At 58.7% G+C, this 26218-nt stretch carries 20 protein-coding genes; 5 read left to right on the forward strand and 15 right to left on the reverse strand.

Going from position 1 to position 26218, the window contains the following annotated elements:
- Window positions 1-20: 20 nt before the first annotated feature.
- The 6 genes from IPM54_17785 to IPM54_17810 form a co-directional block, all read right to left on the reverse strand.
- Window positions 21-635 (reverse strand): hypothetical protein, encoded by a 615-nt coding sequence (locus tag IPM54_17785; protein ID MBK9261642.1) that lies wholly within the window; start codon window positions 633-635, stop codon window positions 21-23.
- On the reverse strand, window positions 632-2083 hold the full coding sequence (tssI, locus tag IPM54_17790; protein ID MBK9261643.1) for a type VI secretion system tip protein VgrG: 1452 nt from the start codon (window positions 2081-2083) through the stop codon (window positions 632-634). Before tssI ends, IPM54_17785 begins: the two co-directional genes overlap by 4 nt.
- A 253-nt stretch (window positions 2084-2336) precedes the next feature.
- Window positions 2337-3767, reverse strand: coding sequence for a DUF1501 domain-containing protein (locus IPM54_17795; protein ID MBK9261644.1), 1431 nt, complete (start codon window positions 3765-3767; stop codon window positions 2337-2339).
- A gap of 13 nt (window positions 3768-3780) precedes the next feature.
- Entirely contained in the window at window positions 3781-4449 is a 669-nt protein-coding gene (locus IPM54_17800; GenBank protein ID MBK9261645.1) for a hypothetical protein, read from the reverse strand.
- Complete coding sequence (locus IPM54_17805; GenBank protein ID MBK9261646.1) at window positions 4446-6134, reverse strand: hypothetical protein; 1689 nt, start codon at window positions 6132-6134, stop codon at window positions 4446-4448. The genes IPM54_17800 and IPM54_17805 overlap by 4 nt, the downstream gene beginning before the upstream one ends.
- Window positions 6131-7369 carry a hypothetical protein gene (locus IPM54_17810; protein ID MBK9261647.1) on the reverse strand — a complete coding sequence of 413 codons (1239 nt, stop codon included), beginning with the start codon at window positions 7367-7369 and terminating at the stop codon, window positions 6131-6133. Before IPM54_17810 ends, IPM54_17805 begins: the two co-directional genes overlap by 4 nt.
- Window positions 7370-7574: 205 nt before the next feature.
- Between IPM54_17810 and IPM54_17815 the strand changes: the two genes are divergently transcribed.
- On the forward strand, window positions 7575-9032 hold the full coding sequence (locus tag IPM54_17815; GenBank protein ID MBK9261648.1) for a C39 family peptidase: 1458 nt from the start codon (window positions 7575-7577) through the stop codon (window positions 9030-9032).
- 87 nt (window positions 9033-9119) lie between these two features.
- Window positions 9120-9935, forward strand: a complete 816-nt coding sequence (locus IPM54_17820) for a hypothetical protein (protein MBK9261649.1) — start codon at window positions 9120-9122, stop codon at window positions 9933-9935.
- Between the two features lie 8 nt (window positions 9936-9943).
- Here IPM54_17820 and IPM54_17825 read toward each other — a convergent pair whose 3' ends face one another.
- From IPM54_17825 to IPM54_17840, 4 genes are all read right to left on the reverse strand, one after another.
- Window positions 9944-10459 (reverse strand): Mut7-C RNAse domain-containing protein, encoded by a 516-nt coding sequence (locus tag IPM54_17825; protein MBK9261650.1) that lies wholly within the window; start codon window positions 10457-10459, stop codon window positions 9944-9946.
- A 159-nt stretch (window positions 10460-10618) separates the two neighbouring features.
- A complete protein-coding gene (locus tag IPM54_17830) occupies window positions 10619-11377 on the reverse strand; it encodes an SDR family oxidoreductase (GenBank protein ID MBK9261651.1) in 759 nt (252 codons plus the stop codon).
- 190 nt (window positions 11378-11567) lie between these two features.
- Window positions 11568-13223 (reverse strand): FAD-dependent oxidoreductase, encoded by a 1656-nt coding sequence (locus IPM54_17835; protein ID MBK9261652.1) that lies wholly within the window; start codon window positions 13221-13223, stop codon window positions 11568-11570.
- A 255-nt stretch (window positions 13224-13478) separates the two neighbouring features.
- A complete protein-coding gene (locus IPM54_17840; protein ID MBK9261653.1) occupies window positions 13479-15080 on the reverse strand; it encodes a hypothetical protein in 1602 nt (533 codons plus the stop codon).
- A 58-nt stretch (window positions 15081-15138) separates the two neighbouring features.
- On the opposite strand from IPM54_17840, the gene IPM54_17845 reads away from it, so the two are divergent.
- On the forward strand, window positions 15139-17826 hold the full coding sequence (locus IPM54_17845) for a serine/threonine protein kinase (protein ID MBK9261654.1): 2688 nt from the start codon (window positions 15139-15141) through the stop codon (window positions 17824-17826).
- 1 nt (window position 17827) lies between these two features.
- Here the strand turns inward: IPM54_17845 and IPM54_17850 are convergent, their stop codons facing one another.
- Together IPM54_17850 and IPM54_17855 are read right to left on the reverse strand one after the other, a co-directional pair.
- The gene (locus tag IPM54_17850) at window positions 17828-18574 is read right to left on the reverse strand and encodes a hypothetical protein (protein ID MBK9261655.1); all 747 of its coding nucleotides are present in this window, start codon (window positions 18572-18574) and stop codon (window positions 17828-17830) included.
- A 149-nt stretch (window positions 18575-18723) separates the two neighbouring features.
- On the reverse strand, window positions 18724-19611 hold the full coding sequence (locus IPM54_17855) for a DUF4397 domain-containing protein (GenBank protein ID MBK9261656.1): 888 nt from the start codon (window positions 19609-19611) through the stop codon (window positions 18724-18726).
- Window positions 19612-20092: 481 nt separating this feature from the next.
- Between IPM54_17855 and IPM54_17860 the strand changes: the two genes are divergently transcribed.
- On the forward strand, window positions 20093-21097 hold the full coding sequence (locus tag IPM54_17860; GenBank protein MBK9261657.1) for a DUF4351 domain-containing protein: 1005 nt from the start codon (window positions 20093-20095) through the stop codon (window positions 21095-21097).
- Window positions 21098-21159: 62 nt separating this feature from the next.
- Here the strand turns inward: IPM54_17860 and IPM54_17865 are convergent, their stop codons facing one another.
- From IPM54_17865 to IPM54_17875, 3 genes are all read right to left on the reverse strand, one after another.
- Complete coding sequence (locus IPM54_17865; protein MBK9261658.1) at window positions 21160-22896, reverse strand: sigma-54-dependent Fis family transcriptional regulator; 1737 nt, start codon at window positions 22894-22896, stop codon at window positions 21160-21162.
- Between the two features lie 8 nt (window positions 22897-22904).
- Window positions 22905-23099 carry a hypothetical protein gene (locus IPM54_17870; GenBank protein ID MBK9261659.1) on the reverse strand — a complete coding sequence of 65 codons (195 nt, stop codon included), beginning with the start codon at window positions 23097-23099 and terminating at the stop codon, window positions 22905-22907.
- 95 nt (window positions 23100-23194) lie between these two features.
- Window positions 23195-24748, reverse strand: coding sequence for a sigma-54-dependent Fis family transcriptional regulator (locus tag IPM54_17875; protein MBK9261660.1), 1554 nt, complete (start codon window positions 24746-24748; stop codon window positions 23195-23197).
- Between the two features lie 151 nt (window positions 24749-24899).
- Between IPM54_17875 and IPM54_17880 the strand changes: the two genes are divergently transcribed.
- Window positions 24900-26138: an RtcB family protein gene (locus tag IPM54_17880; GenBank protein ID MBK9261661.1), complete on the forward strand. Its 1239-nt coding sequence runs from the start codon at window positions 24900-24902 to the stop codon at window positions 26136-26138.
- Window positions 26139-26218: the final 80 nt, after the last annotated feature.

The following is a 26218-nucleotide window of genomic DNA, read 5'->3' on the forward strand; positions in this document are numbered from 1 at the left end:
ATAATTTCGCAATCAATTCATCAAACACGCAACATTCGTTCACACGCGCGCCGTAATTCTTCGAGTTTGTCCGGTGTCACATGCACGGTGAGTTGTTTTTCTTCGTTACTCCTGCCATATCCGAGCGTCAGCACGGCAACGCGGGCGCCTCCGGTATTCCCGCGGCTCGATGCGAGCACGGAATCGATGCGCCATTCCACGGAACGTAGCACGTAGCCGTGGTCTGCAATCGTCTCGCGATATGCCGTTGCCCCAAGAGACGCTCGGGCTGCGTCGTAACGCGAAAGCAGAATGGGAGCGATGATCGCAGCTTCGGGAGCAAGCGTCCCGCCGCATAGGCGTATGATGTCTTCTTCGAATTGGGTGCGGTCGAGGCCCCGAGCGCTCGCTTCACGCACGAGGAATCGGCTTGCCCTGAGCGCTCGTGCAAGCTCGTTGGATGGGACGTCGAAGGCGCGGGAGAATGCATCGAGCGCCGTTTCCACGGATTCGGGGACGGGTTCGGGGAGCGCCGGTCCAAGCGCTTCCCAGAATCGCGCGCGAGCCTTTTCGGGCAAACTCGCTACGAGCCGCAAATCGGCCGCGATTGCGTCGGGCGCCTTCTCGCCATCGAGGCAAAACAACGAAACAGTCATGCGTCCTTCATTTCGATGAGAATGCCGGTGGCCGTCTTGATGCGATGCGCGGGAGCGCAATTCGCTGCAACGGGCGAAGGGGTAATCGGGTTTGGCGCCGTCATGAGAATGATGGGGCGATCGGGGTCGCCGTCGACGAAACCAACGAGCACTTCGGTGCCTGGTTTCAACGGGAAATGGTGGCCGTAGTTTGCCCCGGAATGCGGCTGCGCCATTCGAATGCGGCGTGAAACGAATTGGCGATCACCCGTCTGGGATGTGTCGAACATCAAACGAACGAGGTACCGGCCATGTTCGTCGAGGCGTGCAAACAGACTCTCCGTCCCCTCGATTTCATGCGCAACGATGCCATTGACCACGCCGTGAATGCGCGGTTTGGGCGTCGTGCGCGCGGGGCGAAAGGGAATCGACGCTTCGATCGCGTGGAACGTATTGGTATATGGCATTTCTTGCTTCCCACCGAAGATGGTGACAGGAAACCGCCCGGAGTGAACCGCTTCCGTAATGAGAAATTCCGTATCGCCCAATTTAGGATGCCCTTCGAGCGTGAATCGATTTCCCGAAGCAATGAAGCCGAGATCGCTCTCGAGCGTGAAAACTCGGTGCCTCGCTTCGGTCTCTTCGGCGCGAATGGTCGCCAGGCGTAGCGCCTCTTCGGGCGTTTTGCAATGCGCGCCGTATTCGACCAATCCGCCGCCAAACCCGGATGGAGCCTCCGCGCTGCCCGTGGGATCGACGAGCGGCAAGCGATAGTTGTAATCGTGCACGACGTGCGCTCGAGGCACGACACGCGAGGTGTTTTCCACGCGATAGATGTCCCGCTTGTCGCCGCGTCCGCGGAATGGAATCATTTCATGTCCAGCGAGCGCGGGAAAACCGACGTTGCGATCCGTGAACACCATTTTGTCCACGCCCGATTCGTGATCGAAGAAAAACGTGATGCCCTCGTGTTCGGCCAGACGTGAAATGAAGGCGAGGTCCGATTCTTGGTATTGCACGACGAACTCGCGCGGCGCATACGAATCGGACAAACGCATTTCGACATCCGCTGCACCGAGACCCACCAATTCGAGTTTTTTCTTGATGATGTCCGGCACCGACAAGTCCATGAAGATCTCTTGCGTGCGTACCAGCGTCAGGCGATGGGCGCGCGGCACGAGCAGCAATCGATACGAACGCGTGTCGGGTTGCGTATCGAGGAAGTCGTCGATCACGGCAATCATTCCGTGGATGCGACGAACGTCTTGCTGCTCCACTTGGAAGACGAGTGTTGCCGTTGCTCCTTCGACCGCGGCGATGTCGAGACCTCCCGGCGCGGTGGTGACGACGCTGATGGCAATCTCGAAAAGGCGCCCCAAGCTTTCGCGCCCGGCAACTTCGAAGATTTGCACGTCGTCGCAAGAAAAGTCTTCGGATTCGAGGCGAACGTGAACGAGGTCGTCGGGCATGATCAGATGAGACAAGAATGTGCACGAGGCGTCAAGCCTTATCGTGCACAAAATGCGCATCGAGCGATAGCCTAGAGCAGCGATCCTCCGCCACTTCGTTGAATAAGTAGCTTCGGGCGAGCCTTGTTTCTCGGCGCGAAGCGCAAAGCACCCGGGACGCGCCGCCTTCGGCCCCTCAACGAAAACAGGGCCCCGCCGCAGCGCCGAATCAAGCCGCGCGAAGCGAGCGTCCAGATCCAGACCCGGCAGGAAACTAGCCCTTCAACATCGCGTCGATGATCTTGGGGCTTTGGTTGGAAATGTGGTCGTACCCGAGACCCATTGCTTCGAGCACCGTGGCGTGGATATCGGCCGGCCGTATCGGCGATCCGCCTTCTTCGACCTCGCCCGTTGCGAGATTGATCGCACGCGACGCGTAATCGTCCACGCCCGTTGCGCCAATGACTTTGTTGCCTGCAATCCCCATGCCGGCGACGAGACACGCATTCGACAAATGATGGTCTCTTCCGCCGCGCACATTGATGCTCGGGGTGCGCGAGAATTCCGAAAAACACACGAGCACGGTACGATTCCAGAAAGGCTGACCGTTCGGATCCGTTTTCGTTTTCAAGTACGAAATGAGGTCCGACAGTGCATCGAATCCGGCGATGAGCTTCGGAGGATGCACCGATTCCCAATCGTCGTCGTGCGTATCGAGCCCAGTGGCCACTTGAATCGATACGACTTGGCTGATGTTTTTCGTGAGCGCCTGCGCTGCAATGGCAACTTGGCCTTTGGGACCCGCCAGGTCCGAGGACGGAGACGCCGCATTGATGCCAAACGCAGCGTAAAGCTCCTGAATGGCAGGATCGCTCGGATTCGACTTGAAGTCGAAGTTTTGCCACAGCGTGCCTTCGGAAAGGAGCTCGGCGTTTTGCATGGCCGCTCGATACGACTTGACCAGGCCCGTCGTCCCGATTTGTTCGTGAATGCAGTGATCCTGGCCCGCATACGCCGTGAGCGCTGCTTTCGTCGCGTCGTTCGGTTCATTGCCCGCCACGAGCGGTTTTAGAATGGCCGAAAGATCGCTCGACGACCGAATCATGAGGCCCGTCGCGCGCGGATCGAGACCTTCGTTGTACGTTTCGACGCCGCCCACCACGAGGTTTGGAATGACCGACGCTCCAGGGTCGTCGTGCACGACCCACGTCGGCAATGAACTCCCCGATGCGGCGAGTCCTCGCGGAAACTTCCCCGTCAAGAAATATCGCCTTCCGACCTCGTGCGTGAGCGTGGCCATTTCAATGCCGCGCACGACGCAAAGATCCTGGTAATGCTGCTGGGCAATTTTCCCGATCGCCGGCCCAAACGTGATGTTGGATTGCGCAGGTTTTACCAAACCGGTGCCCCCGCAATTCATCATCACGTTTTCAATTGCCGGTACGGCGTCGCAAACGCGATCGTATCCGGTTTGGATTTTCGCGGCGGGATCATTGAATTTTGTCCCGTCGCGCGGATCGAGCGTGAGGAGCGTATCCCATCCACCGCTGAAGTATGCGAAAATGAGCAGTGGCCTTTTTGCGAGCGTTGCTGCATCGGCATTGGCGCTCGTAGGCAGCACCAGATCGCGCATGAGCCACGCACCGGCGGAAAGGCCGAGCGTGGAGAGCATTCGGCGGCGCGTCATCCAAGGTTTATTCGACACGTCGTCCTCCCTCTCAATCAATGTGAAATGCGGGGTCCTGGAACAATGCGACACATACCGCGTGCCACCCTTGCGCCTCGGCATTTCCTGCCGGGTCCTTCGGGTTTGCCGCAGCCTCGGCTCGGACGCTTTCGAGCGATGCGAGCATGGGATCGCCGTCCACGAGGCGCAATCCCAAGAAACGCAGGACGAGGTATTTGGTATTTTCCTGGTTTGTCGCAGCCGTTGCCGTGCCGTCGACCTTGGTCATGTGCCAAAGCGTCGTCGGTTCACCAGCCGCGCGCGCCAAGTCGGCCTTCATGATTTTGCCGCACACGTCGAGCGCCATGTCGCGGGCAAACTTGGCATACAGCGGGCTCGGTTCCGGGTTCTCCGCGGTCGTCACCACGTAATCGGGACGTCCCAGCGAGGCTCCGTAACCTTCGTTCGAGAACCCTTCGTACGTATTCGAGCCTTTCTTTACCGTCCACGTAATGGCATTGCCATTTTCGTCCATTCCGGCGACCACCGGCACGGACGCTTGGAGCTCGTCGACCGTCAATCGACGTACGCCGCCGCCGGGAATCGGATGACCATCGAGGGCAGGCACGGTGCCTTTGGATTCGGTATTTGCGTCTCGTGCGTCACCCGAGCTGCACCCGGAAAGCGCCACGAGCGCGAGGATAGACAAGTGGATTTTCACGGCATCCTCCGGAACACCGCAAGCTGCACGATGCGTTTGGCCAGGCGCGGCAGGTTATCGTCCGCCTGGAATTCCTTTGCCAATTCGTCGAGCAGCGGGATCTCGTTGTCTTCGCTGGCCGGGTCGAGGTTCATTTCACGCCTCATGAGAAACGTGAATAGATGGGCCACGGTCGCTCGCGCGAACGAACCATCGGCGATGATTTGTTTTGCCAATGCTTCCGGTCCCTTGTCGAAGTTTTCCGCGACCTCGGGGTGCGCGTCGGCATATTCGAGCGGAATCAAGCGCCACGCCGGAATCGTTTTCGTCGGATCGTCCGGGTCCGGCGCTTGCCCTTTGGCATAGAACCGATTGCATACGCTGGACGAACCAGGAAGCACCTGCGCATTGCATGCCGACTGCGAATACACGATTTTGTCGAAATCCGTGAGCAGCCCGCTTCCCGCTTCCGATACCACGGCAAAGTGTGCTGCAAGCGGTTCGAGCACGCGATGGCAATCGCGACAATAGCAGCGTTCCGTAACATCGGCTGCGTCGTCCGTGCAGCCTACGCGATCAGGCGTCGATGGCGCGACGAAGTATTGGTTCAGGAATGCAATACGGAAACGGTTTGCCCTTCCGCGATTCGTCTGAAAACGCAGGGTGAATGCCGGAAGCGTCAATATACCCGAATGCGGCGCCTCGCGCATCACCGGACGCCACGACGTGTCCAGCCAATCTGGGTTTTGTTCGAGCGCCGCGTCGCCGGTATGCCATTCGTTGTACGTTCGCGAATACGTGAGCGTCGGTGCGAGGTTCTTCTTCCAGAAGTCGAGCCTTCCGTTCGTGTACATTCGCCTCGTCGTGAGCATTTCCGAATAAGGCTCGATGCCGGTCGCATGGTCGTCCACGAGGCGCAGGAGCTGCTCGCGCAGATCGCCCCAAATCGTCGGTTCGAGCGTCGACCGCATACAATACGAAAGATTCGGCCCACAACCACATCGCGGCTGACTCTGCGCGGAAAAGTCACTGCACGCATACGTCCCCGGATTCGGGTTCGTCGTTTTTTCGTACGTCAATGCGTCTTGAGCGTCGAAGGCGCATATCTTGATGGGGTTCGCCGGATCCCAATAAGGAGCGACGTTCACCCAGCCTTCGAGACATACATCGTTGCCGCTCGAATCAGGCCCAATGTTTTTACATTTCGGAACTCCATTGACATAACCAAGCGATGCATCGCTCTGCGGCAAATCTTGGCAAACATGGGTCCCAAGTCCACCTCGATAGGCCTTGCGTCGCGCAGTGGAAGTGAGGTTCCATACTTTGGTCGACGAGCCTGCGGTTTCCGCCGTGGATTCCGAAAGCGTCATGCCATTGTAGCGGAGAGCGACCGTCGCTGGATTGGTATGCAACTGCTGTTCGTGGAACCTTCGCATTTGCAAACGAAATTCGTCGCTCGCGAGATACGCGTCGACGATGGAATCGGGCACGATGTCGAGGCCTTCGACCGATGCATATTCCTCGTAATCGGGCACGTGGCCGCGAAGCGTAATCGATAGCCGCCGCAATTGCCGCTCGATGGGCGCAGGGCGGTGGAGCAGACACGCGTTGTCATCAGCCGCATGGGCCCGAGGCAACGCTGCCAGCGATGAACACATCATCGCCAGAACGGACAATACTATTTTATTCTTTTCGAGATGGCTCATCGGTTTCTTCCGCTCGCCTCCCAACGCAAAAGGATTTCGAACGCTTCGGCCGGCATGGGTGTGCTGGCCGCAGGTGGCATTTGTCCCGCGCTGATGCGGGAAACGATTTTCGATGACATGGCGACGACCGTTTCGTAGTCGGTCATGTCAATGATGGGTGAGTTGCCCGCTCCATCGAGATGGCACGATCCGCAATACGTTTGAAATACCGGAACCACGTCGGCGTCGAACGTGAGCGTCGAGCCTATACGCAATCCCTCGAGCTTGTTTCCTGCACCGATCCACACATTGCCAATGTCGTCCGCCGTTGCCATGGGCGGAGCTTCCGCCGGCAAACTCGCAGGAAATGCCGTAATCCCGGCCGGCGTTTTTCCGGGTTGCGCAAGCACGATACCCGCAGCCGTCACGCCGAACATACCTTTCTTCGGATCGAAGACCACCGCGTACGCCGCTACGGGGTCCGGTCCATCCGAAAGCGTGTATTGCGTGTAGCCGCCATCCGCACCTCGCTCGAACAAACCTCGGTCCGCGGCAATGTACACCGTGCCTGCGGCACCATGAGCAATGCCGTGAATCGTTCCGAACGAATGCGGAATCAGGACAGCTTCGCTCGTCTCCAAATTCAATTCGTAAAGCTTTTCCCCAAATGCAACGAATACGATGTGACCGCTCGATTCCACGATCGTCGGCGCGCCACTTTCGCCCTCGACCGTCCACGCGGAGAGCGATCCATTCGAAAGCTCATAGAGCCCGGACGACGTCGTGAGCCATAACCGTTCGGTTCCATTGGCATTTTCCGCCGCGAATCCCGAAATGCCCAATGCCGCGAGCTGATTGCTGGCAGGGGACACGAGAAGCTTTTCACCCGACGTATGAAAAATGCCCGCATCGGCCGCGACGAGCACATTCGCCGACCTTCGCCCGACCGCATGCACCGCGCCCGTCGACGCAGGGACCGTCGGATCGTCACTCCATACCGACAATTCTTCGAGCGTCCCGACGACATCGCCGAGACCATAAACGGTCGCATTCGTGCCCACGAGCAGACGACTACCTTTGGCTCCAAGCGCCGTGAGCTCCTCGGGCACGTCAATGGACACTCCGCCGGGCACGTACGGGGGAATCGCCGGTGCGCCATCCACCACGACGAGCGGAAGATCGCCAACGTGACCGCCACCGCAACCACCACTTGCCATCGCCACGACCGAGCCGATGAGAATCAGCGATCGACGCATGGATAACATGGTAAACGCGATATATTGATGTTTTCAAGAGCAAACTTCCGTTGCGTTACAGAAATTGTTTTCCGTCCATCCAACTTTTTCACGACGACATGCAACAAATCCGGTCACACTTTCCGGGCCTCGCGCGATGACGTCGCGTATGGACCCAATGACAATCCTTCGCGCTGCGTCAAAGCCCGCCATGTACCGAGCCATCTTGATTGGCACCCTCGCTTTCGCCCTTGGAAGCTGCACCAGCAGCGTGCCGAGTCCTCCGGATGCGTCGTCACCCTCGGTGGTACCAAACGTTCATATCGAGGGGCCTCTGCCCGAGCTTGCCACGGTGCTCGTGTCCGGCATTCCGCACGTTCGCCAGAAGCCGGATTTTTGTGGCGAGGCGGCAACCGAGATGTTTCTTCGAGCCAAGGGTGTATCGCTCGATCAGGACGCTGTTTTTGGTATTACGGGGATGGATCCGGCTCGAGGAATGGGGGCGACGACGCGTGAATTGACGCAGGGCCTCGTGAACCTCGGCCTCGACGTTGGCCGCGTGTGGTTCGTGGCCCGCGCGGCGCATGCGGAGGCGGATCTCGGCAATCTTTTCCGCGAGCTTCATGAAGACTTGAAGCAAGGGATTCCTTCAATCGTATGCACGCATTTCGACGAGCAGCCTCAAACGACCGAGCATTTTCGATTGGTGCTCGGATACGATCACGACAAGGATGAAGTGATTTACAGCGATCCTGCCATTGACAATGGCGGATACATGCGGATGGCGCGTAGCCGATTCTTGCGCCTTTGGCCGCTCCAGTACAAATCCGATGAATGGACGGTCATTCGAATGCGGCTCGCTGGTTCTCCATCGATTCCGCCCATGCAGCCATGGAATGGTTTTTCCCCGGCCGCTTATGCGCAACATGTTTTGAAGCTCAAACCCATGCTTCGCCGCGAGCATACGGTGGTCATCGAACCTCCGTTCGTCGTCGTTGGAGACGAATCGCCGGAAAAAGTGCGCGCACACGCCGCGGGTACGGTACGCTGGGCCGTCGAGCACTTGAAAAAGGATTTTTTCACCAAGGACCCGGAACGCATTCTCACGATCTGGCTTTTTGGAGGAAAACAATCGTACGACGCGGCGGTTCGAAAGCACTTCGAGAATTCGCCGAGCACGCCGTACGGGTTTTACTCGTCTGAACACCACGCGCTGGTGATGAACATCGCGACGGGGGGCGGCACGTTGGTGCATGAAATCGTGCATCCGTTCGTCGAAGCGAACGTTCCGGAATGTCCTGCATGGCTCAATGAAGGGCTCGGGTCGCTTTTCGAGCAATCTGCCGAGCGAAATGGGCACATCATTGGGCTCACGAATTGGCGTCTTCCGAGCTTGCAAAAGGCCATCGTCCAAGGCACCGTGCCGAGTTTTCGGGCGCTCACGCACACGACGCGGAGCGAATTTTACAATGAGGATCCAGGGACGAATTACGCGCAGAGCCGATACTTGCTGCATTATTTGCAGGAGCGCGGGCAGCTCGTGCCGTTCTGGAAGGCGTATCTGCAGGACCGAACGACGGATCCATCGGGCTACTCGACGCTCCTGAAAGTGCTTGGCGAAAAGGACCTCGATGCATTCAAGAAACGCTGGGAAACCGAGGTGTTGAAATTGACGTTTCCTTGAGGGTGACGGGGGCAGCATGGGCATTGACAAAAAATCCCGTCACCTCGTCACACTATGGCCGGCTCGTCCGATGAACGTGCAACCACCATGATGCACGCTCGAATCTTTGCCATGTTCCTCGTTGCGACTGCGCTTCTCGTGTGCTCGACCATGCCAATCGCCCGAGCCGGCGAGCCAGGCGCCAGTGCACCGCTCGTCATCCACGTCATCGTGCCGCTCTGCTCGAATGAACAAATCGATTGCGGGAGCCCGGCTGCCGGCGCGGCCGGTAATCTGCGCACGAACCTTTATTGGGGAGCCTTATTCGGTCATCGACGATTTTTCGACCGCAAACAGAGCGAGTTTGCGCGTATCGATGTCGCTCGCGGAAAAGGCGCACTTCTCGAACGAGCCGTCTACCGCCGGATGATTCCGGGAGCTGCAGAAGGACGAACCATCGAGCAAATCGTCGTTTTGGACGCGTATCATGGCGCTTCGATCGACCAAGCAGTCGACATGTTTTGGCATCGAGCGACCCATGGCGGTGTGGTGCATTTTCGCGATGGTGAAAAAGATCGAGAAGTGCGAGTGTCCATTGCGGGATACGCCGGGCACAACCGATTGATGGACGGCGTCGAATTGCCGGCTGTTCCCAAGGGTCGAGCGACGGCGATTCCGTCGTTCGTGTTGGCCTGCGCGTCGGAGCAATACTTTGGTCCGGCGTTGCGTGCTGCGGGTTCGGAAACGCTCGTCATGACGCGAACGCTGATGGCGCCCGAAGGTTACGTGCTCGATGCGGTCGTGCGAGCCATTGGCGACGGGGCTGCGCCTGCGCAAATTCGTGGGGCCGCGGTGAAGGCGTATGCGAAATGGCAAAAGCTGTCGGAGTCCGTCGCGGGGACGATTTTTGCAAAAACGGAATGAGGCGGTTGTTACCGTTTGGCGACGCCATTATCGAGCAACGTTTCGTCCTCGTCGACGCTTGCCGCAAAACCGCGCGCTGCATCGAGCGTCTGCCCAATGCGTGCCCAATGTGTTCCTTTCCATAAGAGCTTGCCGCAGCTCGAACAGCGCCAGAATTGCATCGTGGTTTCGAACGTGCGTGGAGGAGCTTCGGCGCGGACTTCGTCCTTGGCGATGGAGAGAAGCGCTCCGCCGCAAGTCATGCAGCGGGGTTCGCGCACGGGAAGGTGGAGCGTCTCGAGGACGAATGCGAGTTGTTCCTGGAGTTTCAAATCACGGGGCACGTAGAGCGCTGGCACGGCGCCGGTGCGGATGACGTTTCTTTCGAAAATTCCGCTATCGGAGCTGAGGATGAGCTGGCCTGTGCGGCGCGCGCGTGCGATGAGCTCGGGGTCGGCAATGCCATACTCGAATTCGGCGTCGTACCCGGCGGCGCGTAACCAACGGGCGAGCCCACCGAGCATGGCGTCGCAGAGAAATCGCATACGGGAAGGATAGGTCCCATCGGTCCGTTTGCCCAGACATCGACATGGTTCTGCCCGACGATGCCATGATGTAGGCGCGGATCGGCGCCCATGGAGGCGGCGGCTCGGCATGGTTGCATTGGGGCTGCAACCGCGATCAAACCGGCCGTCTGGCTTGTCTTATACGAACATACCACCTGTTGCTTCAATGCGCTGGGCGTTGATCCAACAGCTTTCGTCTGCCAAAAGGCCGGCAATGGCGCCGCCAATATCATCGGGCTTTCCCACGCGACCCAGCGCTGTTTGCGAAGCAATGAAAGCATTGATCTGCGGATTGTCGCGCACGGCGCCGCCGCCAAAGTCCGTCTCGATCGCTCCCGGGGCGAGCGTATTCACGCTGATGCGTCGGGGTCCGAGCTCTTTTGCCCAGTAACGCGTCAGCACTTCCAAAGCACCTTTCATGGCGGCATAGGCCGAATATCCGGGAAGTGCAAACCGCGTAAGACCCGTCGAAATATTGAGGATTCTGCCGCCATCGGCGATGAGCGGCAATAGGGTCTGCGTCAAGAAAAACGGCCCCTTGAGGTGCACGTTCATCAATTCCGTGAACTGCTCCTCGGTCGTTTGGGCGAATTGCGCATGAACGCCGATACCGGCGTTGTTCACGAGAAAATCGAAGCTGTCTCGATCCCATTTGGCGCGCAAAGCTTGCTTGACCCGTTCAGCAAACTCCGCAAATGTCGCGCTATGCCCCACATCGAGCGCAAGAGCTATCGCTTTGCCTCCTTGCCCCTCGATCTCCGCAACGACTCCATCGGCCTCCGCCTTCTGCGAACGATAGGTGAGCACGACACCAACGCCGCGTCGAGCGAGCGCCAAAGCTCCGCTGCGACCAAGCCCCCGACTTCCACCCGTGATCAATGCGATTCTGTTTTGCATGACGATCTCCTTGTCAGCCATCGTTTCGGCTGCGGCACCTTACACCTTCTCAGGTTGCGTGAGAAGGCATCTTTCTGCCAATGGGTGGTTTGTGCGTACGGAACTGTCGCCGCGCTTCCATCGTGGCGGGCAGTATCGAAGAAGGGGTCTCGGTACGCGGAAGAATGACGACGAGCTTCGGGAGTGTCGATTACGCGGGATGCTTGGGCTCGTTGGCCGCGCCGATGCCCGCAAGGAAACCAAATACGAGTGCTGGGCCAATGGTCCCGCCGGCGCCCCAATAGCCGCGTCCCGCCGGCGATGCAACGCAATTGCCTGCACCAAAAAGCCCCGGAATCGGCGCGCCGTTCGGGCGCAGCACGTGCCCGTCCACCGCGGTGACCGGACCACCGCACGTGTCGAGCGTCCCGGCGCCGAGCAATACGGCATAATAGGGGCCCGCGGCCGACATCGGATACATCGTACGATTGGCAGTGACGCTTCGGGACGGACCTTGCCAAGCATTTTCGAATGCCGTCGCGCCGCGTTGGAAATCGAGATCCACGCCGGACGCTGCAAATCCATTGAAACGTGCAATCGTGTCCTGCAAGTTCGTCACGAAATTCGGATCGAGCTGCACGTTCGGCACGACGCCCGCCGCAAAGAAGCGTTGACCGCGCAGCGCGTCGAGTCGCGCCTGAATTTGCGCAGCCAAGCCCCCCAGCGTATTCGCCGTAATGATGTGCGAAGGCAGCGGTCCCGGCATCGGCACCAAGCTTCGCCACGGCCACGGCGTGGGCTCCTGCGCAACCGCGTCGTCCCAAATCATGATTTGTACGAGATTGGGTTCGTCCGTTCCAAGCGTGTGGAAATGGGTTTGTCCACGCACGTGATACGGAAGTTTTTCATTTTGGCACCGCTTACCGGTCTTGTTGACGATGATGCTGCTATCGCCGTAGGCCTGCCAGCAAATGCCATCGAGCCCCACGAGCCCGTTTTGCGCAGCAGCTCGTTCGATGGCGAGCTGAAAGTAGAATGCATTCGCAAGGTTGTCCACGGAGGCCCCGAGCGACGCGGCAATGTCGAGAAAATCGCCACGCGTGGTCGGCACACTGCCCGTGCCAAACAGCGGTCCGCGCGAAAGTCCAATCATCTTCGACGCCGAATGCGCGAAACCGCCCGTCGCGAAGATGACGCCGCGCTTGGCTTTGGCCCGGATCGTGAATCCAAGATGGTCGATCACCACCCCCACCACTTCACCACTGTTCTTTTGCACGACCGATACGACACGGCTGTTCGTGCTAATCGTGACGCCCTCATTCTCCAGCCATTCGATGATGCCCTGCGTGAGCATGTATCCCGGCCAGCCCACCACGTTCGGCGGCGCATTGCCGAGAACACGCCCGTAGGGCGCCGCGTTTTCCGGCAGATCGGAGAAGTAATCCGGATCCGAGAGAGGGTCGGGGGAAAATCCGAATTGCGGATAGATGTACGGATGCAATGCCCCGAGCTGCGTCATGAGCTCGATGATCGGCGAAGCATTGTCGTAATATGCCGCAATCAAATCGTACTGGCGCTGCGGCAAACCGACGTTTACCGCTTCCGGATCATAAAGCGATGGGTACGACAGACGCGCCATGAGCTTGATTGCGTCTTCGCGTGGGTCGGTACGCCCCGCCGCACGCATCAAAGCGTTGTTGGGAATCCAAAACGCGCCGCCCGACAGCGCCGTCGTCCCTCCAGGCTGCGCCGCAGCCTCGTACATCAAGACCGTCTTGCCCTCGTTGACGACCGCCACGGCGGCCGCGAGCGCAGCAGCACCCGATCCAACGATCACGACATCCGCTTCACAATCCCATCCCGCCATGTGTCCTCCTTCGACCTTCGGCAAAAAGTCGCCGACAATACGAGGATCCTACACGATTTTTCCGTCTGTCTGGGTAAAATGTTTGTCCAGATCGTGCCTTGTCGAATTTACAGCAAGAAAGAAAAATTGCAGCAATCGGACGCGGAGGGAACTTGTCCCGAGCGTCCTGTGAATGCTGCTCGATGGTTCTTACGCGTTGCGCAATGCGGACACGTTGTGTTTGAACCAATGGTACGTTTCGCCGAGGCCTGCGCTTTACGGCATCCATGTCTCGGTGAAATCGATGCCGTTCTTGTCGATATCGACATCGACCGAGATGCCGCTTTTGAATTCACCATACGTGATCGTGTATTCGACGACCGCCCCATGGGGCACTTGCGTGAACGTCGCTTTCTCCAATTGACCCTGCATGTGCCGTTCGATACCGAGCGTCACGTCGTAGCTCGTGTCGACGGCTTCGAGATCGACGATGAGGATTTCGGCGACCTCGTCATTTTTGATTCGCATCGTGTGCCCGCTTTGCGCCTTGATCGTGAGCGTGAATTCGTAATCGGCAGCGTCGTGATGCGCCGTGACGTGAAGCGTCGCTTCTTCCGTGCCGCTCGCCGCGTATTCAATCTCGTTCGTGTCGGGATGCACCGTCGCAATCCCGTGTTGATCTGGCATGAGAAAAATTCCCTCGATGCCCACGGTGCTGCCGGGAGACGACACGAGAAGACGCCCTGGTTCTCCGCCGATCGATGCTCCCGTGAACCGGACCTTGTACGGCGCGTTCACGTCGTGCACGATGCTGGGCAATGGTTGGTCGTCCAGGTTCGTAAAGGGGAAGTGCAGTTCGGCATTGAGCAAATTCCACACCCCCTCGGCGCTTTTTTCGACAAACGGGCTGCCGGCTTCGTCTTCCAATCGAGCCAGCATGTCGCCCCCCAGAACCACGTGGTCTTGCACCTTGTCTGCAAAGGATTCCTCGCAAAACCAGCAATACCGATCCGTTCGGTCCGCATCGGCAACGAACCGCATTTCGGTAAAACCCTTTGGTGAATGGTCCGTGCCTGCAAATAGGCCATTCGTGAGCTGGTACGACCAGATCTTCTCCGCCTGATCAATCTCGACGAAGTGCACTCCAGTCGGGTCATTGCTGTCGTACACGTAGATGCGTCGAGTGCCGCTTTCGTCGTGCGTGATGGCATAAGGCGTGATGGCATGTGCAGCCGTGTGACCATCCGTGATGTAATGGATCCACAAGGTCGCCATCCCATCACTATTCCATATGCTGTCGAGGTATTTCAACGCATCGCCCGGTGTCTTGTCCTGGGATGCGCCCCTCTGCTGAACCGGCACCTGGGTCGTCCACCACCGCGCGATTTCACGTCGAAGACCATCGGTTTCGGACAAACCATGGGCGGATGAGCTGCCAAATGTCTGGGCATCGACGTACCCTGTGTGTATGAGCTGACTCATCGCCGACAAACCATCACAATGACCGCCATTCATCGCGCTGTTGTATTCGTCCATATGCCGCCGCGCCTGAGGCGTGAGGATGCAACCTGCCGTGCAATAGCCAGCCATTTCGTCGTCCGGGCTGCACGTATCGAGGTGTTTCGAGCATACGCCGGTGCCAAAGACTTCCGCCATTTCTTTAGGCCCAAGCATCGGGCCACCCACGTAGTTCGGAAACGAAAAGGTATCACGAGCGAAGCGATAGCAAGAATCTGCTTCGATGGTTTCACCCGCCTGCAGCGGGAATGGATCTGTGGCTTCGCAATCGGCGAGTGACGAACCGTACGGGACCTCGTCGCTACATCCGGCGACAACCGAGGCCAAAGCGACGAAGAAAGAAAGCGAGCGAATGCGCATTGTCCGTTTTCCTTGTTGGAATAGCTGTTGAAGGCCGAGCAAAACATCGTATCATGTCGTGGCGCTCATCAACGAAATCGAAATGCAACAAGAGTGCCAAGCTCACGTGAGCAGCGAACACGTCCCACACTGCATTGCTGGCCGATACGTTCTTCGTAGCGTCATCGGTCGTGGCGGACACGGCGAAGTGTGGGAAGCCGACGATACGCTCACCCAAACGCTCGTGGCGGTCAAGTTGCTCAGATCCGATGTTGGCGTCGAACCAGCACGCGTACGGCGGGAAGTTTCGGCGTTGCGGCTCTTGCGAATCCCCGGCGTCGTGCAAATGCTCGACGAAGGCATCGATGGCGGACGGCCGTTTCTCGTCATGGAACGTATATCGGGATCGCCTTTTCCTGGCACACCCGAAAAAACGTGGTCGAGCATTGCGGGCCCAACGCTTGCCTTGCTCGAAACGCTGGACCGTGTGCATACCGCGGGCGTTGTTCATCGTGACATCAAACCGGGCAACGTGCTCGTCGACGAACATGGGCGCCCGACGTTGCTCGACTTCGGTTTGTCCCTTGGTCCATCGCTCGCACGGGATTCGGCCAGCGACGACCATATTCTCGGCACCCCCGATTACCTCGCGCCCGAACAAATCGTGGGCGATACCATTACCCCCGCGACCGACCTTTACGCCATCGGCGTCATGCTTTACGAGGCCCTTTCCGGTCGATTGCCCCACGAGGCGGACGATTTTCAAACTTTGATGCGCTTGCGCCTCACAGAGCCGTCGCCGCGTCTTTCGGACATCGCGCCCGATGTGCCCGTGGCCATAACGAACACAATCGATTCGCTGCTCGTGCGTGCGCCGAAAGAAAGGCCGCAATCCGCACGAGACCTCATCGATCGGCTGCGTGATCGAACCGCGCGAGCGATCCCAAGCATCGAAGTCGTGTCGCTCGAACCGTGGCCCGAGGCTCGATTGCGTGAGTTGTTCATCGGACCCGATCGGATCTTTCATTTATGTGAAGATGCGGCGCAGGAGCTGTACGCACGTTCGCAGGGTTTGCCCTCACGTATCTGGGGCGAATTGGCTGCTTGGGAACGTGCGGGACTTGCGCAAAAAGTGGGGCCGAAGTGGATGGTGAGTCGTGAAGCGCTCGATCGCCTCGCCGCAGGGCGCGTCGCATTGCCATTGCCGCCCGTCGTATCAACGGAAGCCGCGCGTGCGCCGGTGCCGCAACACCTCGAAGAGCTTGCGATATGGGTCGAACTATCGTGGCCGCATACGAATATCGAGGATTTGTCACGCATTACGGATCGTCCACAAAGCGGCATCGAAGCGGACATGGAGGAGCTCGTGGAATGCGGCGCCGTCGTTCGCTTGGCCGACGGTCGAGCGATGGCGCAAGGTCGCGCGGCGCGTTTGTCGCGACGAAACACGGAGCGGCGTAGAAGTGCGCATCGAGCCATCGCCAAGGCATTACCTCGAGGTGCCGAGGGTCGTCTTTTTCATCTGATTGCGTCTCAAAGCGAACGTGAGGCGACCGATCCATCGGAAATCGTTGCAGAAACGCTTGCGCTGGCCGAGCCGCTCGTGTTGCAAGGGCGGCTCGGTCGAGCGACGGCGCTCTTGTCGGACGGCCTTTTGGCAGCGCGCCAAGGGGCTGCCCAAAATATCGATTGGGGCGAAAGTCGTTTGCTAGGGTGGTTGGTCGAGCTGGCGATTGCGGACGGGTCGCCAAGGGCGCTCGATGCGGTGCTCTACGAATTGTGCCGCGTGACGAACGCGACGGCGGAAACGGAAGCGCTCGAACGGCTCGTGCGCGCGGCGCTCGCAATGCGTACGACAGGTGGAGACCGCGCGATTTCGCTTGTCGACAGCATTGCACCGTTTTCGAATCCAGACCTCGAACGCACCAGGCAGCAAGTGCGCGTTCATTCGGCGCGGCGATGTTCGCTCGAGCAAGAACAATCGGTCCTCGAGGAAGCTGAAAGATGGGCACGCGACGCGGGCGAACGTGCACAGACACGTTTTTCGGGGTGGCTCGGGCGCCTTCGTTATCGTGAAGGTCGATTCGACGAAGCGGCAGAGCTTCATGCAAAGGCTGCGGTTGGCGAGCCATGGACGACGGAGCGCGTAGCGAGCCATTTGAATTGTGCATCGGCGCTCATCGAGGCATTCCGATTCGACGAAGCCGTGGTCGTCGCAGACGAAGCGCGAAGGCTATCGGCGGAATGCCGGCATGCGTATTGTGAAGCTCGAGCTGAATGGCTGACGCGAACGGCTCGGTATCGGCGAGGTGATTCGCTGGACGTGGACGAAGAGTTCGTCGAGCTTGCGGCAAAGACGGGCGTCGTCGATTTGGAGGCGCTTGCGAGTTTGACCGAGGCGGCGATTGCGTGGCGATGTGGGGACATGGAACGAATGGTCGTGCTGGCTCGACGAACCGAGCAGCGATGGACTGCGATGAGCAATACCTGGGGTGCGCTCTTTGCGCGAACGCTGGCCATTGCTGCGATTGGGGCGACGCCTGAAGAATGGCATGCGCTGGCGGATGCGGCATTGAAGATTCCGGTTCCGGGGGCAGGCGTTCAGATGCTGGGGCTGCTGTGCAAATGCAGACCGGATGCATCGGTGGAATTGCTCCCCGCAATGCTCGAGCTTCGATCGTCGATTCCCGAATATTTTTGGCGGTTTCGAATGGATGTGATGTCCGTCGACGAAGCGTGGGGGTTCGTCGCGGAACGATCGGTTTGACCTACTGTTGGCAGTCTGTCGTGCTCGTTGGAGCGGCTGTGCATTTGGCATACTGGACATCGACCCGGAATTTCGACGAGCAATCGCCCGTGCATGAAGCAGCGCAGGCAATGCTGCAAGGAATCTCCGAGCTTACCGCGGTGGTGAAGGAAATCGTCTCGTTCGATCGATTGCTACTTGCAAAGAATGCACTCATGAACCAAGTTTCAACGGCGCCCTTTGCGTTGTTCGTCACGACGACGAAATCTCGTCCGTATTCGTACGTACCTGCAGGAAATATTGAAATGGGTGTTGTCGGGACATCGTTCGACGGCACGTATTTGCATGTCGTATCGTCGCAAAAAAGATCATCGTTTGCTTTGTGGTCCGCATACGTTGCACGAAGGTACCAGGGATTGTTGAACCGATAGGCCTCGTTGTCTCGCCAAGCCGCAAAATCGCCGAATTTCGTCGTGGTTGAGGGGTTGACGACCTTACCTGCGAGGTTGCAATTGCTCTTTTCGTTGCAGATCATCGCGCTCGAAGCTGGGTCGAGCTTCCAGTATTCGTAGCTGTTTTTGATGTCGATCAAATCATGATACGCGTAGATCGCGCCGATCAGCACTCCATTCGGATCGAAAATCTCGTACGTTCCAGTGTCGAATTGGCCGATCGGATCAAGGGGCACGTCGGCTTCCGAGCATCCCACGATGCCGAGACAGGCGAACGGAATGGTCAATGTACAACGAACGGAAAGCGAGCTTTTCATGAGGACACTCCTCGAAAAATGGGATGATATTGCAGTCCTCATCTCGCGGAAAGGCCAAACGTAGGGCTGTGTGGAAAAGATGCGAGCACCCGAAATCGAAACGTTCGCTCCGGGTGCTCGCCACGTTCATGTATGCCGACCACTGCCCTTCACGGCGTGTTGGCCTTGGAGACGAGAATCGCGCCCCCCGTGGAACCGCTCACTCCCTGAGCGATGAAGTGCGGATTGCAGGTACTGAAATCCGGCTCCTTGATATCGCATTGCCCGGTGAAGCTCAGGTAAACGTCGACAGCCGAATCCTTGTTTTGCTGGACGAAAGATGCGATGTTCCAGGTTACCAAAAGCTTCCTCGTTGGATCGTTCGGCAATGGCCACGTCACCTCCAAATGAACCGGCGTCGCGGCATACGCGAGCTCTTCGGTGTTGATGCTGCCGTAATTCCCCTTGAAATTGGCCTTCACCGTCTCCGTCATATCGGGATTCGGATAGAGAACCCAAGCCTCCATCTCGACGCTCGAATCGGCCGACTGCGCATTGATGAAATGGAAGCGCGTGTGGTCCGTAGCGATGTTCGCGTAATCATCTTGCTTGAAAAGCATCATCGGGTTGCCGCTTCCCAACCCCAGACCTGCCACCGTGTACTGTTTTTCCTCCTCGAGCACGTTGTTGTCGCTCTGGGCAATGATTCCATCCGGGCCCGTCGCGAAAAACCTGTACGTGCCCGCCGCACGATCGAGATACGCCGTGCCTTTGGTAGGATCTAGCGACTCGGCCGCCGGCGGGTTGCCATTTTGATTCTCGCTGTGGAGCTCGGCGGACTGGAAGAAGTCCGGATTCATGAACCGTACTTGTGCCGTTCCTTGTTGCATTCCGCCACCGTCACCACCAGCGCCGGCCATTCCGCTGCTGCTGCTGGTCCCACCACCATCGCCGCCGTTTCCTGCGTTGCCAACGGGATTGGGGTCGACCGTATTGACGGTGCAAGCGAAAAGGCCGAGAGGAAGAACGAAAGAAAGTGCAAGTTGAAGGCTACGCATGGTTTTTCTCCTGAAGTACGATGAGCTGATGTTTTTCTTGGCGTCTCGTTACGCTCGCAGTGGCATTCAGCAACCCATGTGCCAATCTGCAACACCACGTCGAATCTCGTGAAACTCCGCCGATCCACGAAGGACCTCGGCTCATCGGCGGCGCGTGGCGCTTGTCGGTTGCAAGCAGGCGCTTGCTGTCCGCACGCAGGTGTGCAGTTGCCGTGATCGGAAATTCCAGACGAGCCGTCCGCGTGTCCTTGACGAACCTCGATTTCCTGGGTAAACCGGGCAACCTCGACCATGACGAACTGGGTTGCTTCACGGATGCGCGGATTGCGAAGCACCTGCGCATTTTCGCCGAGCTTTCCCGGTTGCACCCACATCCGCTTTTCTGCTACGTTTGAGACCGATGGACCCGAGAGTTCCTGCTGCACCCATGGTTCTCGCTTCGAGTGCGCACAGTGTTGCGGAATCGCATACACCAGCGCGCATGGAACGTCGGTCCAAACCCACGCCAGCACCATTTCCGCCGGTCGACGAGCACATCGTCGTGCCCGAAGTGTCTCGGGTCGAGCTCATCGACGGGCGTGAGGTCATCGACGTGGGTTCATTGTCTCCTCACGCAGATGCCCAAGCACTCACCGGCTTCTTGCTGGCCGCTCACGTTCTGCGTGAATTTGTCGTGGCAACCGAATTGCTCACACGCAGTTCTGTGGAATCGGACTTCGCAACGGATGTGTGCATCCGTAAGAGGGGCATCGATCCTGAAACCGGTTCTCGGTATCTCGAGGAGCTATCGTTCGAGATTGTCAACGAACAATCGATGAGCGACGTGACGGGCAAAGCAAAGAACCTGGCTCGGCGCGGGGTTCGGCGCATCTTCGCCATCTTCGTAAAGTCGGGGGAAATTCGCGAATGGTCGAAGTCGAGCGGGGAATTCACTCGGCTCGACATGAACGCGATGTTCGACGATCCCGTGTTTGTCCGCCCGATTGCGGTCAAGGCGCTCGTCGATAGCACACTTGCGGAAGCCGAAAACGAGGTTGCCAAGGCGCTCATTGCGAAGAAAAACCCTGAAATCGCGAAACTGCAACAGGAGGCCGAGCAGCACGGGCACAAGAAAGGGCTCGACGAGGGGCACAAGAAAGGGCTCGACGAGGGGCACAAGAAAGGGCTCGACGAGGGGCACAAGAAAGGGCTCGACGAGGGGCACAAGAAAGGGCTCGACGAGGGGCACAAGAAAGGGCTCGACGAGGGGCACAAGAAAGGGCTCGACGAGGGGCACAAGAAAGGGCTCGACGAGGGGCACAAGAAAGGGCTCGACATCGGGCGCAACATGTTGCGCCGCCTCCTACGTCAACGCTTCGGTGATGTTCCAGCTAGCGTCGGAAGTCGCGTCGATACGGCGACTGCCGAGCAACTCGAGCGTTGGACGGCGCAGCTATTCTCCGTGGCATCCATCGAAGAATTGTTTGCCTCGGATTCGGCGATGTAAGCACTTTCGTCGAGAATGTCGTTCTTCGCGGGCAGCAGCGGTCCGACTCTGAGACGATGCTTTCATGACTCGAGCAAATGCTTGTACGGAAAACGCTCCGCTTCGCCAAGCGCTTCGTAGAGAGCGTGGAGTTTTTCGATTTCTTTTCGAAACGGCTTGTGATGATTGCGGTTGGCCAATAACGCTTCTTTGCCGAGCAGCCGATACGCTTCGTCCTTGCTGCCCAGCCGTTCTTCGGCCGCGGCGAGCACCAGGCCCTTGAAGGCGTCCGTGTGATCCAAGTTGAGCGTTTTCGCGTCGCGCCGAAGCTCCGCTTCCACGACGAATCGTCGCGCAGCTTCGCGCATGGCTTCGGTGACCGATGTGCGACTGCGCGGATCTTCGTACGCGAGCGCCATTTCGACTTCCACGTCCGTCAGGACAATCTCCCTCGTGGCATCCCCATGTTTCATCAATGCCAATGCATACGCGCGCCGCACCACGTTGTCGAGCTGCCGCAAATTCCCCGGCCAGCCCCTCGAAGCCAACATCCGACCCGCTGCTTCAGAAAGAATGGCGTGCGCTTCGGCCGATGATTCTCGGTGGCGCCGCTTCAACATGTAATCGGCCCAAGCTGGTATTTCATCCGATCGTTCGTCGAGCGGCGGAATCTTGAGTGGGAGGACATTGATGCGATAATAAAGATCTTCGCGGAATTTGCCTGCTTGTACGTCTTGCAGCAAATTTGCATTCGTGCCAATGATGAAGCGCACATTGGCCCGTTTTTCACCGTCACCTTCCCCGAGCACCCGGTAGGTCCGTTCTTCGAGCAAATGCAGAAGGCCCGCTTGCGCCTTGAGGGACAGCTTGTCGATTTCGTCGATGAACAACGTCCCGTTTTCGGCACGTCCCACAGTACCCAAACTATCCTTGACCGCTCCCGTGAAGGCCCCTCGTTTCCACCCGAATAGCTCGGCCATCTGCAAATCCTCGGGCACCGTCATCAAATCGAGTACCTCGAAGGGACCGCCCTTGCGCGCCGATTGCTCTTTGCACCACCGCGCCAAACGGGATTTGCCAGCACCCGTGGGACCGCTCAAGAGAATCGTTTCTTCCTGTTTGGCAAACACGCGGAGCATCGATACGAGCGGTGCCGTCGCTTTCCCGACGACGGGCAAAAAATCATCGATGGGCGTTTTCGCTACGACCGCTTGCGGCAAGCTCACGAGATGCGGTGCCGCAAGGTCGACCAATACCTGCAAATCTTCGCCCACCAGCATCCAGATGAGATCCTTGCCCATTGCGATTCGGGCGTCTGCTTCAATGGCAACCATCCCGTGTATCGCACCTCCAGGCATGCGTATGGGCAACGCGCAAACATGCGTGACGCGGCGACCGACGAATCTGTCGAGCGTTTCCTTGCTGGCCATCGGGTCGAGCTGCATCGCTCGTTTCTGAACGTGCGCTGCTACTTTGGGCGCATGAGGCTGCACGCGGCCAATGACCCCGTCGATCGACACGGCGCTTCGATGGCTCGCAACCCAACGCCACGCTGTCGCGGAGGGCACGTACGAAACACAAGGTTCGCGATCCTGGCCATCTCCATCCACATCTTGTTCAATCACCGTCAGCTTACGGTATCCATCATCGGGGCGAACGTGCACCATGACGCGCAAAATCCGAGCGCCATTGGCATAGTCGCTTTCCTCGAGCGCTTCGGTCGTCACGTCGAGCATGACGTTGCCGAGGGACGTTGCCGCTTGCTCGAAGGTTGTCGCATGGAAGAGGGCGCTTGCAAGAGCACGAAAGACGTCAGCCATGGTCGTCGTCAGCGTCCCATACGTTGCGGCAAAGCCGTCGACCATCGAGTGGCCACCATGTATTCGGGATCCGATAAAATATCGTTAGGCTGCGCTCCGACGATCGCATCGGCATCGGCAGCTTCGGGCGACAAGGCGAGAAAAGCTCGCCAGCCACGTAAATTCTCGACACTATCAAGGGCGTCTTCAATGCGGGACGTCATCGTGCGACGATACGGTCCTCACATTGGAAAAGCAATAGCAAATGTTCGAGCACACGCGCACGAGCAATTCGGCTGAAGCCGACCGCGCACCGCGCCTATTCGTTCTCTTCCTCCCGCGTCCCGAACGCCTTCATCTTTCGCTTGAGCGTATTGCGGTCAATCCCCAGTGCTTTCGCTGTGCGGCTCAAATTCCCGCGCTCGGCCTGCAGCGCCTTCGTTATCGCATCCCGCTCGGCATCGTCCACGCATTCTCGCAGCGTGCGCATCTCGCCCTGCAAAACGTCGCTTCGTCCGCTCGCTTGATTGTGCTGAGCTTCCCCACCGTAACGAATTTCATTCGCGAGGTCGTTCACGTGGACGACTTCGTCGCAAAAGACCCCCCACCGCATCACCTCCGCCCGAAGCTCGCGCACGTTGCCCGGCCAGCCGTATTGCGTGAGAATCCGCATCGCATCGCGCGTCACGCGCAAACGACGTCCGCCTTTTTTGCTTCGCAACTCCAAAAGAAAACTCTCCACCAAAAGCTCCACGTCGCCCGGACGCGCCCGGAGAGGCGGCATTTCAATCGTCGCTCCACGCAATCGATAAAAAAGATCCTCCCGGAATTCTCCCCGACGCACCATTGCCTGAAGATCCCGATGCGTCGCCGCCACGATACGCACGTCGACTTCGACCGGCGCTTCACCGCCCACGCGCCGGAGCGTCCCTTCCTGCAATACGCGAAGCAATGCCGCCTGCACCCGAGGCGACAATTCCCCCACTTCATCCAAAAACAATGTCCCCCCATGCGCCTGCTCGAAAAGACCTCGCCGCCGCTTCTGCGCCCCCGTAAATGCGCCCGCTTCGTGCCCAAATAGCTCGCTCGAAAGCACCCCTTCCGCAAACACCGAACAGTTTTCTGCGACGAATGGCCCCTTTGCCCGAACAGAACGCGCGTGAATCTCTCGTGCTGCGAGCTCCTTTCCCGTCCCCGTTTCGCCCAATATCAGCACCGATGCATCGCTTGCCCCAATGCGCGACACCTTGGCGCGCAGCTCCACGAGCGCTGCGCTTTCTCCCAAGAGCGCCGATTTCGGCGCCAGAGATGCCGCACGCAGCCGTTCGAGCTCGTCCCGCATCGCCCGTATTTCGGGAAATCCCTCGATATCGAGCCGCACTTCACGTACCGCCTTCGGATGCGGCACCGGAACGAATGCAGGAGGAATCACCTGAAGCATGCGCGCCGGCAAAAGCCCCGCTTGCACCAATATCACCCACAAAGTCTGCGTTTGAGGTGTCCCTGCCGAAAGCAATACGTCAATCTCGAAGCCCGAAGCCAAAAGTTTTGTTTTTGCCTGCGTCACGATGGGACCGAGCAATCGAAAGAGCCGCGCATAATCGGTCGGATCATCCACATCGACGACGATGAGCTCCACCTCTTCGATGCGCGCCGAAAGCGATCGACAAAGCGCTTGCGCCGGAACCTCCCCCGCCGGTATCGATAGCACCCACGCGACGTCGTACGACGTGTCTCCGTGATCCATCAGCCGCAAGATCGGCCCCCGATCGCTCGCAGGCCGCGGACCTTGATGCGACGGCGACGGACCCACCACACCCGCATCCGACCATGTCATGAGCGCTCGACGAGATACCACCGGTGCATCGTGCATCAGCGGTGGTGCAAAGTCCACCAGAAAAGTGGTGCGACGTGCATCAACTGGCACGCCATACACATCGAATTTCGCGGCTTTTCGACCTGGCACGGATCACGCAAGTACAGCTACCATCGCAGCGACACGCTGCCTGACCAGAGACACCAACATGGGCACTTCATCGTTTCCTCAACCATCGTTGCCTTCGCACGCGCGCCTGTTTGCCCGGCACGACGTGTGGATGGAAACCAACGCCGTCGAACAATTCGCGCGCGTTGCTCAGCTCGAAGGCTGCGTGCGTGCCGCAGCAATGCCGGATTTGCACGCGGGCAAAGGTCCCATCGGAGCTGTTTTTGCCTTTGAAAATCGCATCTTGCCGTACCTCGTCGGAGGCGATGCGGGATGCGGTGTTTTCCTCGTGTCCACCAAGGCGTCGGCAATGGCTCCGGACAAACTCGAAAGGCGCGTTCGTGATGCAATGAATAACGATCCGCTCGAAGATTGCGATCCGCTCGAGGTCTTCGATGCTGCATGGAGCGAAGGGCCGAAAGGCATTGCCAAGGTATCCGGCGTTCCGGATGAAATCGCGGCGCTTGCATTGGTCCAGGGCGACATTGATTTGGGGCCCAGCGGCGATTCGCTTCCATATCGCGATCCGTCGCATGGACGGGCGCTCGGGAGCGTTGGAGGTGGCAACCACTTTGCCGAAGTCACGCGCGTCGGCAGCGTCAGCGACGAAGCTGCGGCCGATGCGATTGGCCTCGAAAAAGGGTCGCTCGTCGCGCTCGTTCACACGGGCTCGCGCGGGCTCGGGGCGCAGATTGGTCGTCGTTATGGCGAAACGTTCCTCACGGGCGCCGCCATTGACGAATACCTCGGCGATCTCGCGGGTGCCGTACGGTTTGCCAAAACCAACCGATTTCTCGTCGCTTGTAGGCTTCTCAAGGCCATGGGTGCGCTTCGTACCGACAAGGTTCGTGGCAGCATCGAAATCGTGCACAACACCATTCGACGCGAAAACATCGGAGGAGCGTCCGTATTCGTGCATCGCAAGGGAGCGGCTCCTGCGGCGAATGGCGAACCGACCGTCGTGCTCGGCAGCCGGGGTGCTCCTTCGTGGGTGCTTTTGGGTGCGGGCCATGAAGGAGCCCTTTCCTCGGTGGCGCATGGTGCAGGGCGCCGCATGAATCGCAGCGATGCGCGCAAAAAGCTCGCATCGCGATACAAGCGTGCCGAGCTATCGCGCACCTCGCATGGTGGGCGCATCGTATGCGATGACGTCGATTTGCTCTACGAAGAGCATCCCGACGCATACAAGCCCATTGAACCCGTTGTCGCGAGCCTCGTTGAAGAAGGCGTTGCCGCACCCGTCGCGTCGCTCTTGCCGGTAATAACGATCAAGCAATGACTTCGTAGACGTGCCGGCTCGGTACAAGGACAAATCAGGGGGTATGGGGGGGCCGAGCCTCGCCGTGTTTTTGTGCGAAG

It is taken from the genome of Polyangiaceae bacterium (assembly GCA_016715885.1).
Lineage (GTDB): Bacteria > Myxococcota_A > Polyangia > Polyangiales > Polyangiaceae > Polyangium.